The following is a 13,961-nucleotide window of genomic DNA, read 5'->3' as shown; positions in this document are numbered from 1 at the left end:
CACCCCCCGGCCCCCTCCTCTGAAGAGGAGGGGGAGAAGTTTGCAGCCCCCTGCACTTCAGAGGAGGGGGTTTGGGGGTGGTGCCTCACGGGAACCCCATCACATATTCGGGTAGTTCGGGCCCCCGCCGCCTTCGGGCGTGGTCCAGTTGATGTTCTGGTTCGGGTCCTTGATGTCGCAAGTCTTGCAATGGACGCAGTTCTGCGAGTTGATCACGAATTTCGGTTCCGCGCCATCCTCGACCACCCACTCGTAAACCCCGGCGGGGCAATAGCGGGCCGAGGGTCCGGCGAAGATTTCGAACTCGCTGCGTTTCTGCAGCTCCATGTCCTTGACCTGCAGGTGGTTGGGCTGGTCCTCGGCATGGTTGGTGTAGGAAAATGCCACCGACGTCAGCCGGTCGAAGGTCAGCACCCCGTCGGGTTTCGGATACGCAATCGGCCGGAACAGATCGGCGCGCGTGGTCAGCTCGTAATCGGGTTCGTGCTTCATCGAGATCGGCAGGCCGATCTTCAACTGCCGCATCCACATGTCGAGACCGGCCACGATGGTGCCAATCTCGCCGCCGAACTTCGCGACCGCTGGCTGGGCGTTCTTCACCTGTTGCAATTCCTTGGCGATCCAGCTGGACCGTACGGCGGCGTCGTAATCGGCGAGTTCGGTGTGCTCCGCCCCGTTCGCGATGGCCGCTGCGGCGCTTTCGGCCGCCAGCATCCCGCTCTTCATCGCGGTGTGGCTGCCCTTGATGCGCGGCACGTTCACGAAGCCCGCCGCGCATCCGATCAGCGCGCCGCCTGGGAACGCCAGTTTGGGCACCGATTGCCAGCCACCTTCGTTGATCGCGCGCGCACCGTAAGCGACCCGTTTGCCGCCTTCGAGATATTCGCGGATCGCCGGATGAGTCTTCCACCGCTGGAATTCGTGATACGGCGAGACATACGGGTTCTTGTAATCGAGCGCGGTGACGAAGCCGAGCGCGACCTGGCCATTCGCCTGGTGATACAGGAAGCCGCCGCCCCAGCTGTCGGTTTCGGACATTGGCCAACCCTGCGTGTGGATGACCCGGCCGGGCACGTGCAATTCGGGATCGATGTCCCACAGTTCCTTGATGCCGAGCCCGTAAACCTGCGGCTGGCAATCCGCCTCCAGGTTGAACATCGCCTTTATCTGCTTAGTCAGATTGCCGCGCGCGCCTTCTGCGAACATCGTGTATTTCGCGTGGATCTCCATACCCGGCTGATAGTCGGATTTATGCGATCCATCGGCGGCGACGCCCATGTCCTGCGTGACCACCCCGGCCACGGCACCGGCATCGTCGAACATCACTTCGGCGGCGGGGAAGCCGGGGAACACCATCACCCCCAGCCCCTCGGCCTGTTCGGCCAGCCAGCGGGTGAGATTGCCCAGCGAACCGGTGTAACAGCCCTTGTTCGACATGAATGGCGGCATCATCAGATGCGGCAGCGCGTATTTCTTGCCCTTCGACAGCACCCAGTGCCAGTTGTCCGTGACCGGCGTTTCCGCCATCGGGCAATCCATGTCGCGCCAGTCAGGCAGCAGCTCGTCGAGCGACTTGGGATCGATAACTGCGCCGGACAGGATGTGCGCGCCGATCTCGGAGCCTTTTTCCAGGACGACGACTTCCAGTTCCTCGTTGATCTGCTTCAGCCGGATCGCGGCGGACAGGCCAGCCACGCCCCCGCCCACAATCACTACGTCGCATGGCATCGATTCCCGTTCACTCATCCCGGACTGTCCTTCGGTCAATTGCATCCTGAAACTGCTGGAAAGCCTTGATTGCTGGGGCGCGGCAGGTCAAGACCCGGGGCGCATCATGACAGCTCCGAAATCCCGCACCCTGATCGAAGAATTCGCCGCCGCGCAGGCGTGGTGGGCGGACGCCGGGGTCGACCAGGACTTCGATGACGTAGCGACAGACTGGCTTGCGCCGCCGGAACCTGCTGGCGATGCCGGGCCTGCAGACGCGTCGGCCCCGCCGCCGATCGCGTCACAAAGAAATTCTTCGCCCGCTGCAAATGCGGTGCCCGAACCCGCCGAGGTACCGCGTCTTGGCGGCGAGAAGGCAGCATGGCCCACCGATCTGGATACGTTCCGGAGCTGGTGGCTGACCGAGCCCAGCCTCGACGCGGGCGGATCGTTTCCGCGCATCGCCCCGCGCGGCGCGGCTGGCGCGAAACTGATGATCATCGTCGCCGAACCGGAAGAGCAGGACAGCCAGGATCTGCTGTCCGGCCCGCTCGGATCGTTCCTCGGCAATATGCTGGCGGCCATGGGGATTTCCGCGGACGAGGTGTATTTCGCCGCCGTGCTGCCGCGCCACTTGCCGATGCCGGACTGGCAGCAACTGCACGCGGCCGGGATCGGGGAATTGCTTCACCACCACATCGCTCTGGCCGCACCAGACAAGATATGTGCCCTCGGCCGCAACATCTGGCCGTTTTTAGGACACGATTTGGCGCAAGGTCCTGCATTTTTACCTAATTTCAACCATGAGGGTCGCAGCGTGCCGACACTCGGCGCCGAGGGGCTGGCGGAATTGCTTCGCTCCCCCCCGCGCCGCAAACGGTTTTGGCAACGCTGGCTGGATTGGACAGCCTGATATGAACGGATGGCAATGGTGAAACGCACTCTGGGCATCACAGCTTCAGCAAAATCCCTCGGTTTCGCAGCGATCGTCATCGCGGCGCTGGGCGGTTCGGGATCGGCTGCGCTCGCGAGCAGCAGCTCCGCCAATTACTACAGCGCGCGGATGACGACCAGCAACGCACCGGAATTGCTCAGCCGCGCGGACCGCGATTATTACTCGGCGCTGTTCGGCGCGATCGACGCGTCAGACTGGGCGCGGGTCAACGCGATGCTGGCGGAACGTCCGGACGGGCCGCTGCACGCTGTCGCCAAGGCGGAATACTACCTCCATGCCGGGAGCCCGCGCGTGGAAGCCCCGGCCATCGCCGCATGGCTCCAGCAGGGCCGCAACCTGCCCTATGCCGAACAGCTGATCCGGCTTGGCCAGACGCGCGGGCTGGACTATGTGCCCGACCTGCCGCGCGCGCAGCCTTTCGTCCGCCAGCCTTACAGTTCCAAGCGCATCCGTCCGCGCGAGACGTCGGACGGCTCCATGCCTGAAAGCGTCAAATCGGCCATCCTCGACCGGATCAAGTATGACGATCCCGACGGTGCGCGCCAGTTGCTGGACGGCATCGACGCCAGCCTGAGCAGCGAAGCCCGGGCCGAATGGCGCCAGCGGGTCGCGTTCAGCTATTACATCGAGAACAACGATCCGGCCGCCTACGCAATCGCGCAGACGGTCAGCGAGGGCAGCGGGCCGTGGGTTGCCGAGGGTGACTGGGTGGCGGGTCTTGCCGCATGGCGGATGGGCGATTGCAGCAGGTCTGGCGAGCACTTCCAGCGTTCCGCGCAAGGTTCCACCAATGTCGAATTGACCGCCGCCGCCTATTACTGGGCCGCACGGTCCTTCGTGCGGTGCCGCGCCCCCGAAAAGGCGCAGGAATATCTTCGCGGCGCGGCGCGGCTCGACGAGACTTTATACGGCATGCTGGCCGCCGAACTGCTGGGCCAGGAGCTGCCGTCATCGCACGAGACCCCCGATTTCGACATGGCAGACTGGCAGAAGGTCCGCGATGTCGAGAACGTCCGCACAGCCGTGGCTCTGGCAGAGATCGGCCGCGGCGAGCTGGCGGACAATGTCCTGCGGCACCAGGCGACCATCGGCGATCCGGAGCAATATCCGCAGCTGTCCCGCCTCGCGCGCGAACTCGGCCTGCCCTCCACCCAATTGTGGATGGCCCATAACGCCCCCAGCGGTGCCCGCGCCGAACCCGCGCTGCGCTTCCCTGCGCCGAAATGGCAGCCGGTCACGGGCTGGAAAGTCGACCCGGCGCTGGCCTATGCCCACGCTTTGCAGGAATCGAACTTCCGTACCGCTGTGGTCAGTCCGGCGGGCGCAAAGGGCCTGATGCAGATCATGCCGATTGCGGCGCGGGAACATGCGCCCTCGCTCAACATGAACGCCAGCTATGCCAATCTGGCTGATCCGTCGGTCAATCTGGCCTTCGGGCAAAGCGCGCTGGAAAGCCTGCGGGACAGCCGCGCCACCGGCGGGCTGCTGCCCAAGATCATGGCCGCGTATAACGCCGGCCTGACACCGATCACGCGCTGGAACACGGAAATCAACGACCAAGGCGATCCGCTGCTGTACATGGAATCGATCCCCTATTGGGAAACCCGCGGCTATGTCGCCATCGTGATGCGCAATTACTGGATGTACGAACGCCAGGCGGGCGGCGCTTCGGAAAGCCGGGCCGCGTTGGCGCAGGGCATGTGGCCGACCTTCCCCGGCCTTGGCGGCGGCAGCGGAGTGCGCGTGGCCGCAGCCGATTGATGGCGATCGACCCGGAGCGCAGCTTCACCCCGATCAACATCGCGGTCCTGACCGTGTCTGACACGCGGACCTCGCAAGACGACACATCCGGCGACATCCTCGCGGCGCGGATCGAGGGCGCGGGCCACCGTCTCGCCGCCCGCGTGATCCTGCGCGACAGTGCTGACGCAATTGCCGAACAGTTGACGCAATGGGTCGCCGATCCCTCCATCGACGCAGTCATCTCCACCGGCGGCACCGGGCTGACCGGCCGCGACGTCACGCCGGAAGCGTTGTCGCGCCTGCGGGACGAAAGCGGCGGGCGCGACATTCCCGGTTTCGGCGAGCTGTTCCGCTGGCTCAGCTTCAAGACCATCGGCACCAGCACGATCCAGTCCCGCGCCTGCGCCATCGTGACCGGCGGAACCTATATCTTCGCCCTGCCCGGGTCGAACGGCGCGGTGAAGGATGGCTGGGACGGCATATTGGCGGAACAGCTCGACAGCCGGAACCGCCCCTGCAATTTCGTGGAACTGATGCCCCGCCTGCGCGAGGTCTGATTCCCCTAGCCTGATCACAATGTTCCGTTTATGTTCTTATCATGGACGAACGAGTCGCCCCACCCGTTTCAGGACGCGGTGCGCAATCGGCGCAGGTGCCGCAGCGCTTCGGCCTGAACGCGCGGGAGACTGACGGGGACTGGCAGGATGCGGCGGAAGCGCTCGACGGGCCTCCGGTAAAGCTGCGCACCACGGTGACGGAAGAACACCCGAAAACAATCCTCAGCTTCAACCAGTCACCAGACATTCCCTTCGACCGGTCCATCAACGCCTATCGCGGATGCGAGCATGGCTGCGTGTACTGCTTCGCCCGCCCGACCCACGCCTATCACGACCTTTCGCCGGGGCTGGATTTCGAGACCAGGCTGTTCGCCAAGCCGGATGCGGCGCAGCTGCTGCGCGAAACGCTGGCCAAGCCGAAGTACCGCCCTCGGCCAATCGCGATGGGGACCAACACCGATCCCTACCAGCCGATCGAGGCACGCTACCGCATCACCCGCGAGGTGCTGGAGGTGTGCCTGGAAGCGCGCCATCCGGTGACCATCACCACCAAGTCCAGCCGTGTGCTGCGCGATATCGACCTGCTGGCAGAGCTGGCACGGCGCAGGCTGGTGGCGGTGGCGATTTCGGTCACCAGTCTCGACCCGCATCTGTCCGGCCTGCTGGAACCGCGCGCGTCTTCGCCCGCGAAACGGCTGGCCGCGCTCGGCGAGCTGGTCCGCGCTGAAATCCCTGCGCATATCTCCATCGCCCCGGTCATTCCGGCGATCACCGATGAATTCATGGAAGGCCTGATCGCGCAGGCGGGCGCGCTCGGTATCGGGTCCGCCAGCTGGATACCCCTGCGCCTGCCACACGAAGTCGCGCCGCTATTTCGGGAGTGGCTGTCCGTCCACTACCCCGACCGCGCGGGCAAGGTGATGAGCATCGTCCGCCAGATCCGCAGCGGCAAGGACAACGATCCCGGCTTCTTCACCCGAATGCGCCCCACCGGCGTCTGGGCCGACCTCTTCCGCGCCCGCTTCAACCTCGCCTGTAAACGCGCAGGGATCGCCAAGGCGCGGTTCGAACTGGACTGCTCGCAGTTCCGCAAGCCGGAAGTGGGCGGGCAGATGCGGCTGCTGTGAAACCGCACAGTGCTTGGCGGGCGGTTTCGAGCTTGCGGATCGCGGCTGACGGACTGTCCGCATTCGGCGCTGGCTCAATAGGTTGGGAATGTCGGAAATGTCGTGGGAAACTGACGAACCTGCTAGGTCTTCGATATTCGTATCAGCAGTCAACTGGTGGACTAACTTTCGTTGGAAACGTCCCGTCGAGAGTGGGGGCGCACTTCGCACGAATAGGGCTGCCAACATCATCCAACGGGTGATTAAACCAAAGCGTTTGACACCCTTGGTCCATAAACCCCATGACTAGGTCATCCCGCTTCTCCCAAGCTATGCCTGGCTTTAAGTGTCTATTTTCCATTCCCATGTAAGGCGTTGCTAGATGGTATTCTCCGACCAAGTAAGCTTTTCCATCTTGGGTGTTCTGCTCCCTCACGATGGAATACTCGCGCAGGTAACACGAAAGACCTCCGGAACCTTCGGGCAAAACCACTCTAACTTCAGCATCGGCAGCCAATGCCGCACGCTCCTCGACCGTAAGTTCGGCAGAGCATGCCGACAAGAGTAATGCTGCCAGTAAGAAGACGAGAGGCCTCATCAGGATGTTCTGACAGCTTTGTAGAGCGGCCGCAATTGGGTCGTATCCAGACTGGCAGCTTCTATGCCAATGTCGATAATCGTTCATGAAATCTCCTGCAAAGGCCGCAACGCGCATGTCCGCTGACAAACCACCGTGTTCAGCAGGCCGCAATTTGCACTGGCTAAGCTGTGGCCATGTTCAAACAGCTAACTATTGGTTCTGCCATTCTTGCAGCCGCTTTCACCCTTCCGAATACGGCGGTGAACGCCGCGGGTCCTGCTGCATCGGAGTGGTCGATCGGTCCGATCATCCGGGGACGAAACTACTCCGTGAACATGCCGCGAACTATGCAGGAAACGCGTGATGGACCAGCCTTCGACTTCCCCTACCCCGCTGCCGCCAACGGGCATGTCCATTATGTGACCGTCCCGGTGCGATCGCTCGAGGGGGCGAAACGGATCACGTTGACGTATCGCATCGATGCGAAGCCTGGAACGCGCTTTCTCGAGCAAGAGAACCCCGCCGGACCTGCAACCCTGTCGCTGTATATCCAGCGAGCGGGAGACCGGTGGACTGCACGAACTCCGCATCACCGGTGGTATTCGCCAGCCGGTCGGGATCTGCCTCTTTCGCCAGGCACACACACCGTTTCGATATCTTTGACCGAACCCTGGATTGCAATGATGGGCGGCGACGCGAGCAGCCTTCCCCAAGCTTTCGATGCAGCCCTTCGCGAAACGTCGCAAATTGGCTTTACCTTCGGCGGTGCTTCGGGGCGGGGTCACGGAGTATTTGCGACAGCACCCGCGCGCTTCACCGTTCTGGACTATCGGATCGAGTGACCTGATCGGGTTTGGAGTGGACGTCAGGTCACCAAACGGCGGTGTTGGTGTAACCGAACGGATGACCGTTTACCCGTGCCAGCATGTCCCCGGGCCGCGGAGGAACTAGTTGAACCCGCCGCCATTTTCGCCAGGTGCGAAGCGGATCAGGCGGCTGTCGAGGACGGCGGCGCTGCGGTTTTCCACCGCCTTCTGGTATTCCGGATCGGTGATCATTTCCAGGAAGGCGCCGGCGTTCGGATAGGCGGCTACGAAGGCGTCCTCCCACAATTTGTCGTCCGGGCCGGTGACCATCGCTTCCCACGCCCCGCGCCAGATTATCGTGCCGCCGACGCGGCTGAAGATCGGGCCGCTGGTCCGCCCGTATTCCGCGTAGGCCTCACGCCCGGTCCAGCCTTTGGCGGCGCTGGGATGGCCCTCGGGATATTCTGCCCGGTCGCGGTAGCGCAGCAAATTGAGCATGTTGATCGGAGTATCGCGCGGCAGCGACTTGAAGAAATCGAACGCCTCGCGCGTGGGGTTGAGGTAGTTCATTCCGTATCGGCCAGCACGTAATCGGCGAACTGCGCGCGCAGGTCTTTCTTCGAAATCTTGCCGGTCGCGGTGTGGGGGATTTCGTCGACGAATTCGACCGCGTCGGGCATCCACCACTTGGCGATCCGGCCGGACAGGAATTCCAGCACTTCGTCAGCCGATAATTCCGCGCCGCCTTTCTTGACCACGAACAGCACCGGGCGCTCGTCCCATTTCGGGTGCGGCATGCCGATCGCGGCGGCTTCCGCCACGGCGGGATGCGCCACGGCCTCGTTTTCGAGTTCGACCGAGCTGATCCATTCGCCGCCGGACTTGATCACGTCCTTGGTCCGGTCGGTCAGCTGTAATGTGCCGTCCGGATAGAGGATGCCGACATCGCCGGTGTCGAACCAGCCATCAGGCGTCACCGCGTCTTCCTCCGCCTTGAAATAGCGCTTGATTACCCACGGACCGCGGATCTGCAGCGCGCCCGAGGTCTCCCCGTCGCGCGGCAATACGGTGGTCATGTCGTCGAGATCGACACAGCGCAGTTCCACGCCGAACGGGGGCACACCCTGCTTCGCCTTGACCGAGACCTGCTCGTCGAAGGAAAGCTCGTCCCAATTGGCCGGTTCCGCGCCGGTCGTGCCGATCGGCGAGGTTTCGGTCATGCCCCAGGCGTGAGCGACGCGGACCCCGGCTTTCATCAGCCGTTCGATCATGAAACGCGGTGCGGCCGATCCGCCGATGATGGCCTGCTTCAGCGTGGGCAAGGTCTCGCCCGTTGCATCCATGTGCTGGAACATCGCGAGCCAAACGGTCGGCACCCCGGCGGAATGGGTCACGCCCTCGCGCGCCATCAGGTCGCACAGCACTTTCGGGTCGTTGACCGCGGAATAGACGAATTTGATCCCCGCCGCCGCCCCGGCCCATGGCAGGCCCCAGCTGGCGGCATGGAACATCGGCACGACCGGCAGCATCACGCTGCTCGCCTGGAAATCGAACAGCGCGGGCTGCAACCCGCTGATTGCGTGGAGCATGGTCGAACGGTGTTCGTACAGCACGCCCTTGGGATGCCCGGTAGTGCCGCTGGTGTAACACAGCATGCAGGGATCGCGTTCGTCCACTTCGGCCCAATTCGTGTCGCCGTCATACGGGCCAATCCAGTCCTCGAACGCGGGCGAATGTTCGCCGCTGTCGAAGCAGATATAATGTTCGATGGTGGTCCATTTGGACTTCATCTTGTCGACCACGCCCTGGAACGCCGCGTCGTACAGCAGCACCCGGTCCTCGGCATGGTTGGCGATGTATTCCAGCTGATCGTCGAACAGGCGCGGGTTGATCGTGTGCAGGATCCCTCCGACGCCGACCGCGCCGTACCACGTCACCAGGTGGCGCGAATGGTTCATCGCCAGCGTTGCGATACGGTCGCCCTTGCCGATCCCGGCGGCCCGCAACGCCTGCGTCATCTTCAGCGCATCGCGGCGAATGCCCGCCCAATCGGTGCGGGTTTCGCTGCCATCCGCCCAATGGGTCACGATTTCGCGCCTGGTGTGTTCGCGCGCGGCGTGATCGATCAGGTGGCTGACCGTGAGGTCCCAATCCTGCATGGCACCAAGGGCTTGCATGTCCGTCTCCCGTAAATCCTGTTTTGCCACTCATGCCCGCGCTTGCGCGCCAAGGCAATCATGGTCAGAGGGGCGCAATGACCGAATTCGAAGCGTTCAAACTGTTCCTCGTCGACCACACCGGCCTCGCCAAGGATGCGCTGCATATCTATGTTGCGCTGGCGGTGTACCTTGGGTCGTGCCTGATCTTCCGGTGGAAAACACGGCAATGGCAGCCGTGGTGCCTCGTGCTTCTCGCCGCGCTGATGGGCGAAGCATGGGACCTGCTGGGTGCGCTGGAACGGGGCGGGCCTTTGCAATGGGACGCGACCCGGAAGGATTTGTGGAACACCATGCTGGTGCCGACACTGCTGCTGGTGCTCAGCCGGACGACGACGATTTTCGGTGCGCGGGCCGGACGTTCTGCCGCGCGGCGAAAGTCAGGCAACTAGCCGCAAATGCGTCGGTCCGCGCCGCGAGGTAAGCGCGACGTTGGAGATACCGTCGATCTGTTCCAGCCGTTCGGCAAGTTCCCCGTCGAGCTGGAAATCGCGACCCAACCTCACCACCGGTTCTGCGCCGGTGCCGGTGTGTAGCCGCGCCAGCACCTCGCCGCGCCCCTCCGCGCCGGGCACCAGTTCCAGCTTCAGATTGTCGAGCACCTCGGCGCGGTGGATATCGAGCGTCAGGACCATGCGTGATCCGCCCTTTACCTCGTCCAGAGGCCGGCCGCCGCGGATGGTGATGCGGGGCGGTTCGTCCGGGCTCGGCGAATCCAGTTCCACGTTGAGCAGGATGCAGGTGCCTTCGGCGGCCCATTTAACGAAGTTCTCGACCAGCGAATCCTCGAAACAGGCGGCGTCGAACTGGCCGGAGGGATCGGAGAAGCTCGCCCGCACGAAATCCTTGCCGCGCCGGGTCTTGCCGCGCTTCACGCCTTCCACCATGGCCGCCATGACCGCGGGTGCACGGCCGCCGGGGGGAGCGCCGCTTTCCATCAGGCTCGAATAATTGCGCGCGCCGTTGGCCGAGGCGACCGCGCGGTATTGCTCGACCGGGTGGGCGGAGAAATAGAACCCGAAATTCTCGCGTTCCTTCGCCATCCGTTCGGCGCGGGACCATTCGGGGGTATCGGCCAGCCGGATCGGTTCGACCGCGTGGTCCTCGCCGCCGAACAGGCCGCCCTGCCCGCTGCTTCGTTCCCGCTCCGCCGCGTCGGCGACCGCCAGCAGCATTTCGGCGTTTTCGAACACTTTCGCCCGGCTCGGCTCCAGCCTGTCGAGCGCGCCTGCGCAGGCGAGGCCTTCCAGCCCGCGGCGGTTCATCGACCCGGGCGGCACCCGCTCAAACAGGTCCTGCAGGCCGTCGAACCAGCCATGCGCCTCGCGCTCGGCCACTATCGCGGCCATCGCCTTTTCGCCGACGTTGCGGATCCCGGCGAGCGCATAGCGCACCGCGTAGCCATCGTCCGTCCGCTCGACGCTGAATTCCGGTTCGGACCGGTTGATGCACGGCCCCTCCAGCGCGTAGCCCGCGCGGCGCATGTCATCGACGAAGATCGCCAGCTTTTCCGACTGATGCATGTCGAAACACATCGACGCGGCATAGAATTCATGCGGATAATGCGTCTTCAGCCACGCGGTCTGGTACGCCAGCAGCGCATAGGCGGCGGCGTGGGATTTGTTGAAGCCGTAGCCTGCGAACTTGTCGATCAAGTCGAACAATTCGTTCGCTTGTCGCGCGTCGATGGCCGACACTTCCTTGCAGCCGTCGACGAAGCGCTGGCGCTGCGCATCCATTTCCGCCTGGACCTTCTTGCCCATCGCGCGGCGCAGCAAATCGGCATCGCCAAGCGAGTATCCGGCAAGCACCTGCGCGGCCTGCATGACCTGTTCCTGGTACACGAAAATGCCGTAGGTTTCCGCCAGAATGCCTTCCAGCTTCGGGTGCGGATAGGCGATCTCGACTTCGCCGTTCTTGCGTTTGCCGAACAGCGGGATGTTGTCCATCGGCCCCGGGCGGTAGAGCGAAACCAGCGCGATAATGTCGCCGAAATTGGTTGGTTTGACCGCCGCCAGTGTCCGCCGCATCCCTTCGGATTCCAGCTGGAACACCCCGACGGTGCTGCCCGACTGGAGCAGTTTGTAAACCGCCGCATCGTCCCACGCCAGCGTATCGAGATTGACGGTGATCCCGCGCTTCTCCAGCAGCTTGACCGCCTTCTGCAGCACCGAAAGTGTCTTCAGGCCGAGGAAGTCGAACTTCACCAACCCGCTGGTTTCGACATGCTTCATGTCGAACTGGGTCACCGGCATATCGGACCGGGGATCGCGGTACAGCGGCACCAGCTGTGCCAGCGGGCGGTCGCCGATGACCACGCCGGCGGCGTGGGTGGAACTGTTGCGGGGGAAGCCTTCGAGCTGCATCGCGAGGTCGACCAGTCGCTTCACGTCCGGCTCGTTATCGTATTCGCGGCGGAATTCGGCGGCACCATTGAGCGTGCGCGGCAGGGTCCATGGATCGGTCGGATGGTTCGGCACCATCTTGCACAGCCGGTCGACCTGACCATAACTCATCTGAAGGATGCGCCCGCAGTCGCGCAGCACCGCGCGGGCCTTGAGCTTTCCGAAGGTGATGATCTGCGCGACGTGATCGGCGCCGTATTTCTGCTGCACATAGCGGATGACTTCGCCGCGCCGCGTTTCGCAGAAATCGATGTCGAAATCCGGCATCGAGACACGTTCGGGATTGAGAAACCGTTCGAACAGCAGGCCCAGCCGGATCGGATCGAGATCGGTGATGGTCAGCGCCCATGCGACCACCGAACCCGCGCCGGAACCGCGGCCCGGCCCCACCGGAATATCCTGTTCCTTGGCCCATTTGATGAAATCGGCCACGATCAGGAAGTAACCGGGGAAACCCATCCCGGTAATGACGTCGATTTCGAATTGCAGTCGGTCGTCATAGACCTTGCGTTCTTCCGCCGACATCTCGCCGTACAGCGCCAGCCGCGCATCCAGTCCGGCGCGCGCATCGTCGGCCAGCAGCTTGACTTCGCCCTCCAGATCGCCCGCGAGACTGGGCAGGATCGGATCGCGATTGGGCGGTGCGAAGGCGCAGCGCCGGGCGATCGTCAGGGTATTCTGTGTCGCTTCGGGGAGGTCGCCAAACAGCTCCTCCATCATCGGCGAAGATTTGACGAATGCCTGCGGATTGGAGCGGGGCCGGTCCTCCGCCTCGATATGCGTCGAATGGGCAATGCACAGCATCGCGTCATGCGCCGGGTGGATATGCGGATCGGCGAAATTGGCCGGGTTGGTCGCGGCCAAGGGCAGGTCGCGCGCATAGGCGAGGTCGATCAGTGCGGCTTCTGCGGCGTCCTGGACCGGGTCCTTCAGCCGGGCGAGCTCGACATAGAGGCGCCCGGGGAATAGCGCTTCCAGGCGTTCCAGCATCGCTTCGGCATGGCCTTGCTGGCCTTCCGCAAGCAGCCTTGAAACGGCGCCTTCGCCCGCGCCGGTCAGCGCGATCAGCCCATCCGTATGCCCGTTCAGATCAGTGAGGCTGACATGCGGTTCGAATTCCAGCGGTCGGCCCAGATGCGCGTGGCTGACAAGGTGGCAGAGGTTGTCATAACCCGTCTCGTCCTGCGCAAACAGCGGCAGGTAATCGACCTGTTTGCCGTCTGGATCCCGCGCGATGCCGAGCAAGGTGCCGATGATCGGCTGGATGCCTTCCGCAAGACACGCCGAGGCGAACGCGACCACCCCGTACAGGCCGTTGCGGTCGCATATCGCGATTGCGGGAAACCCGCGCTCCTTCGCCAGCTTGGCAATCGCCTTGGGGTCCACCGCCCCTTCGAGCAGCGAATAAGACGACATGACTCGCAGGGGTACAAACGGGGCGAAGGACATGGTTGTTACTATGGTGGAACCGGCGTCCAATTCCAAGCAGCGAACGGGCTATTTCCCCTGCCGCGTCACCCCGGATATCTCATGCGTCAGGCCTCGGCGTCCTCGCTCTTGGCGGCGGCGATTTTCCGCCTCGTGTCGCGGATACTCGACCACGCGCCGTAGACGATCAGCACGGCGAGGAAAATCCACACCCAGACGGGAATATTGCGGCCGGCCACCGCGAGATAGAGGTAGGCCGACACGAAGCAAAAACCCGCACACATCGTCGGCAATAAGGTCGATTTTCCGACCCTTGCGTTGCGCACCAGCCATCCGATCGAGAGGATGAAAAACGGTATCGCCCCGACATAAATCGCGCCGAAGATGTAGGGATTAACCCCGTATTCGGCGCCGAGCGACAGGAACCACTGGTTGAAAGTTTCAAGCATACGGGCCTG

At 63.5% G+C, this 13,961-nt stretch carries 11 protein-coding genes; 6 read left to right on the top strand and 5 right to left on the bottom strand.

The window, feature by feature from the left end:
* Positions 1 to 99: 99 nt before the first annotated feature.
* Entirely contained in the window at positions 100 to 1,746 is a 1,647-nt protein-coding gene (locus tag GRI65_RS03240; RefSeq protein ID WP_160755072.1) for an electron transfer flavoprotein-ubiquinone oxidoreductase, read from the bottom strand.
* A gap of 88 nt (positions 1,747 to 1,834) precedes the next feature.
* Here GRI65_RS03240 and GRI65_RS03235 point away from each other — a divergent pair, with 88 nt between their 5' ends.
* From GRI65_RS03235 to GRI65_RS03215, 5 genes are all read left to right on the top strand, one after another.
* Positions 1,835 to 2,620: a uracil-DNA glycosylase family protein gene (locus GRI65_RS03235; protein WP_160755071.1), complete on the top strand. Its 786-nt coding sequence runs from the start codon at positions 1,835 to 1,837 to the stop codon at positions 2,618 to 2,620.
* 15 nt (positions 2,621 to 2,635) lie between these two features.
* Entirely contained in the window at positions 2,636 to 4,423 is a 1,788-nt protein-coding gene (locus tag GRI65_RS03230; RefSeq protein WP_160755070.1) for a lytic transglycosylase domain-containing protein, read from the top strand.
* Positions 4,423 to 4,962, top strand: a complete 540-nt coding sequence (gene moaB, locus GRI65_RS03225; RefSeq protein ID WP_160755069.1) for a molybdenum cofactor biosynthesis protein B — start codon at positions 4,423 to 4,425, stop codon at positions 4,960 to 4,962. The genes GRI65_RS03230 and moaB overlap by 1 nt, the downstream gene beginning before the upstream one ends.
* A 41-nt stretch (positions 4,963 to 5,003) precedes the next feature.
* On the top strand, positions 5,004 to 6,089 hold the full coding sequence (locus GRI65_RS03220; RefSeq protein ID WP_160755068.1) for a PA0069 family radical SAM protein: 1,086 nt from the start codon (positions 5,004 to 5,006) through the stop codon (positions 6,087 to 6,089).
* Between the two features lie 753 nt (positions 6,090 to 6,842).
* Positions 6,843 to 7,490, top strand: a complete 648-nt coding sequence (locus tag GRI65_RS03215; protein ID WP_160755067.1) for a hypothetical protein — start codon at positions 6,843 to 6,845, stop codon at positions 7,488 to 7,490.
* A 105-nt stretch (positions 7,491 to 7,595) separates the two neighbouring features.
* On the opposite strand, the gene GRI65_RS03210 is transcribed toward GRI65_RS03215, so the two are convergent.
* Complete coding sequence (locus GRI65_RS03210) at positions 7,596 to 8,024, bottom strand: DUF1330 domain-containing protein (RefSeq protein ID WP_160755066.1); 429 nt, start codon at positions 8,022 to 8,024, stop codon at positions 7,596 to 7,598.
* Positions 8,021 to 9,631 (bottom strand): long-chain fatty acid--CoA ligase, encoded by a 1,611-nt coding sequence (locus tag GRI65_RS03205; protein ID WP_160755065.1) that lies wholly within the window; start codon positions 9,629 to 9,631, stop codon positions 8,021 to 8,023. The genes GRI65_RS03210 and GRI65_RS03205 overlap by 4 nt, the downstream gene beginning before the upstream one ends.
* 77 nt (positions 9,632 to 9,708) lie before the next feature.
* Between GRI65_RS03205 and GRI65_RS03200 the strand changes: the two genes are divergently transcribed.
* A complete protein-coding gene (locus GRI65_RS03200; RefSeq protein WP_160755064.1) occupies positions 9,709 to 10,062 on the top strand; it encodes a hypothetical protein in 354 nt (117 codons plus the stop codon).
* Here GRI65_RS03200 and dnaE read toward each other — a convergent pair.
* Together dnaE and GRI65_RS03190 are read right to left on the bottom strand one after the other, a co-directional pair.
* The gene (gene dnaE / locus GRI65_RS03195) at positions 10,051 to 13,524 is read right to left on the bottom strand and encodes a DNA polymerase III subunit alpha (protein WP_160755063.1); all 3,474 of its coding nucleotides are present in this window, start codon (positions 13,522 to 13,524) and stop codon (positions 10,051 to 10,053) included. The genes GRI65_RS03200 and dnaE overlap by 12 nt on opposite strands.
* Positions 13,525 to 13,610: 86 nt before the next feature.
* Positions 13,611 to 13,952, bottom strand: a complete 342-nt coding sequence (locus GRI65_RS03190) for a hypothetical protein (RefSeq protein WP_160755062.1) — start codon at positions 13,950 to 13,952, stop codon at positions 13,611 to 13,613.
* Positions 13,953 to 13,961 lie beyond the last annotated feature (9 nt).

Source organism: Allopontixanthobacter sediminis, assembly GCF_009828115.1.
Lineage (GTDB): Bacteria > Pseudomonadota > Alphaproteobacteria > Sphingomonadales > Sphingomonadaceae > Allopontixanthobacter > Allopontixanthobacter sediminis.
This window is presented reverse-complemented; position numbering and strand designations above follow the sequence as displayed.

Coding starts and splice junctions, on each gene's coding strand:
- GRI65_RS03240 (WP_160755072.1), bottom strand. CDS start 1,746: ATGAGTGAACGGGAATCGATGCCATGCGACGTAGTGATTGTGGGCGGG.
- dnaE (WP_160755063.1), bottom strand. CDS start 13,524: ATGTCCTTCGCCCCGTTTGTACCCCTGCGAGTCATGTCGTCTTATTCG.
- GRI65_RS03230 (WP_160755070.1), top strand. CDS start 2,636: ATGGTGAAACGCACTCTGGGCATCACAGCTTCAGCAAAATCCCTCGGT.
- GRI65_RS03190 (WP_160755062.1), bottom strand. CDS start 13,952: ATGCTTGAAACTTTCAACCAGTGGTTCCTGTCGCTCGGCGCCGAATAC.
- moaB (WP_160755069.1), top strand. CDS start 4,423: ATGGCGATCGACCCGGAGCGCAGCTTCACCCCGATCAACATCGCGGTC.
- GRI65_RS03210 (WP_160755066.1), bottom strand. CDS start 8,024: ATGAACTACCTCAACCCCACGCGCGAGGCGTTCGATTTCTTCAAGTCG.
- GRI65_RS03220 (WP_160755068.1), top strand. CDS start 5,004: ATGGACGAACGAGTCGCCCCACCCGTTTCAGGACGCGGTGCGCAATCG.
- GRI65_RS03215 (WP_160755067.1), top strand. CDS start 6,843: ATGTTCAAACAGCTAACTATTGGTTCTGCCATTCTTGCAGCCGCTTTC.
- GRI65_RS03235 (WP_160755071.1), top strand. CDS start 1,835: ATGACAGCTCCGAAATCCCGCACCCTGATCGAAGAATTCGCCGCCGCG.
- GRI65_RS03200 (WP_160755064.1), top strand. CDS start 9,709: ATGACCGAATTCGAAGCGTTCAAACTGTTCCTCGTCGACCACACCGGC.
- GRI65_RS03205 (WP_160755065.1), bottom strand. CDS start 9,631: ATGCAAGCCCTTGGTGCCATGCAGGATTGGGACCTCACGGTCAGCCAC.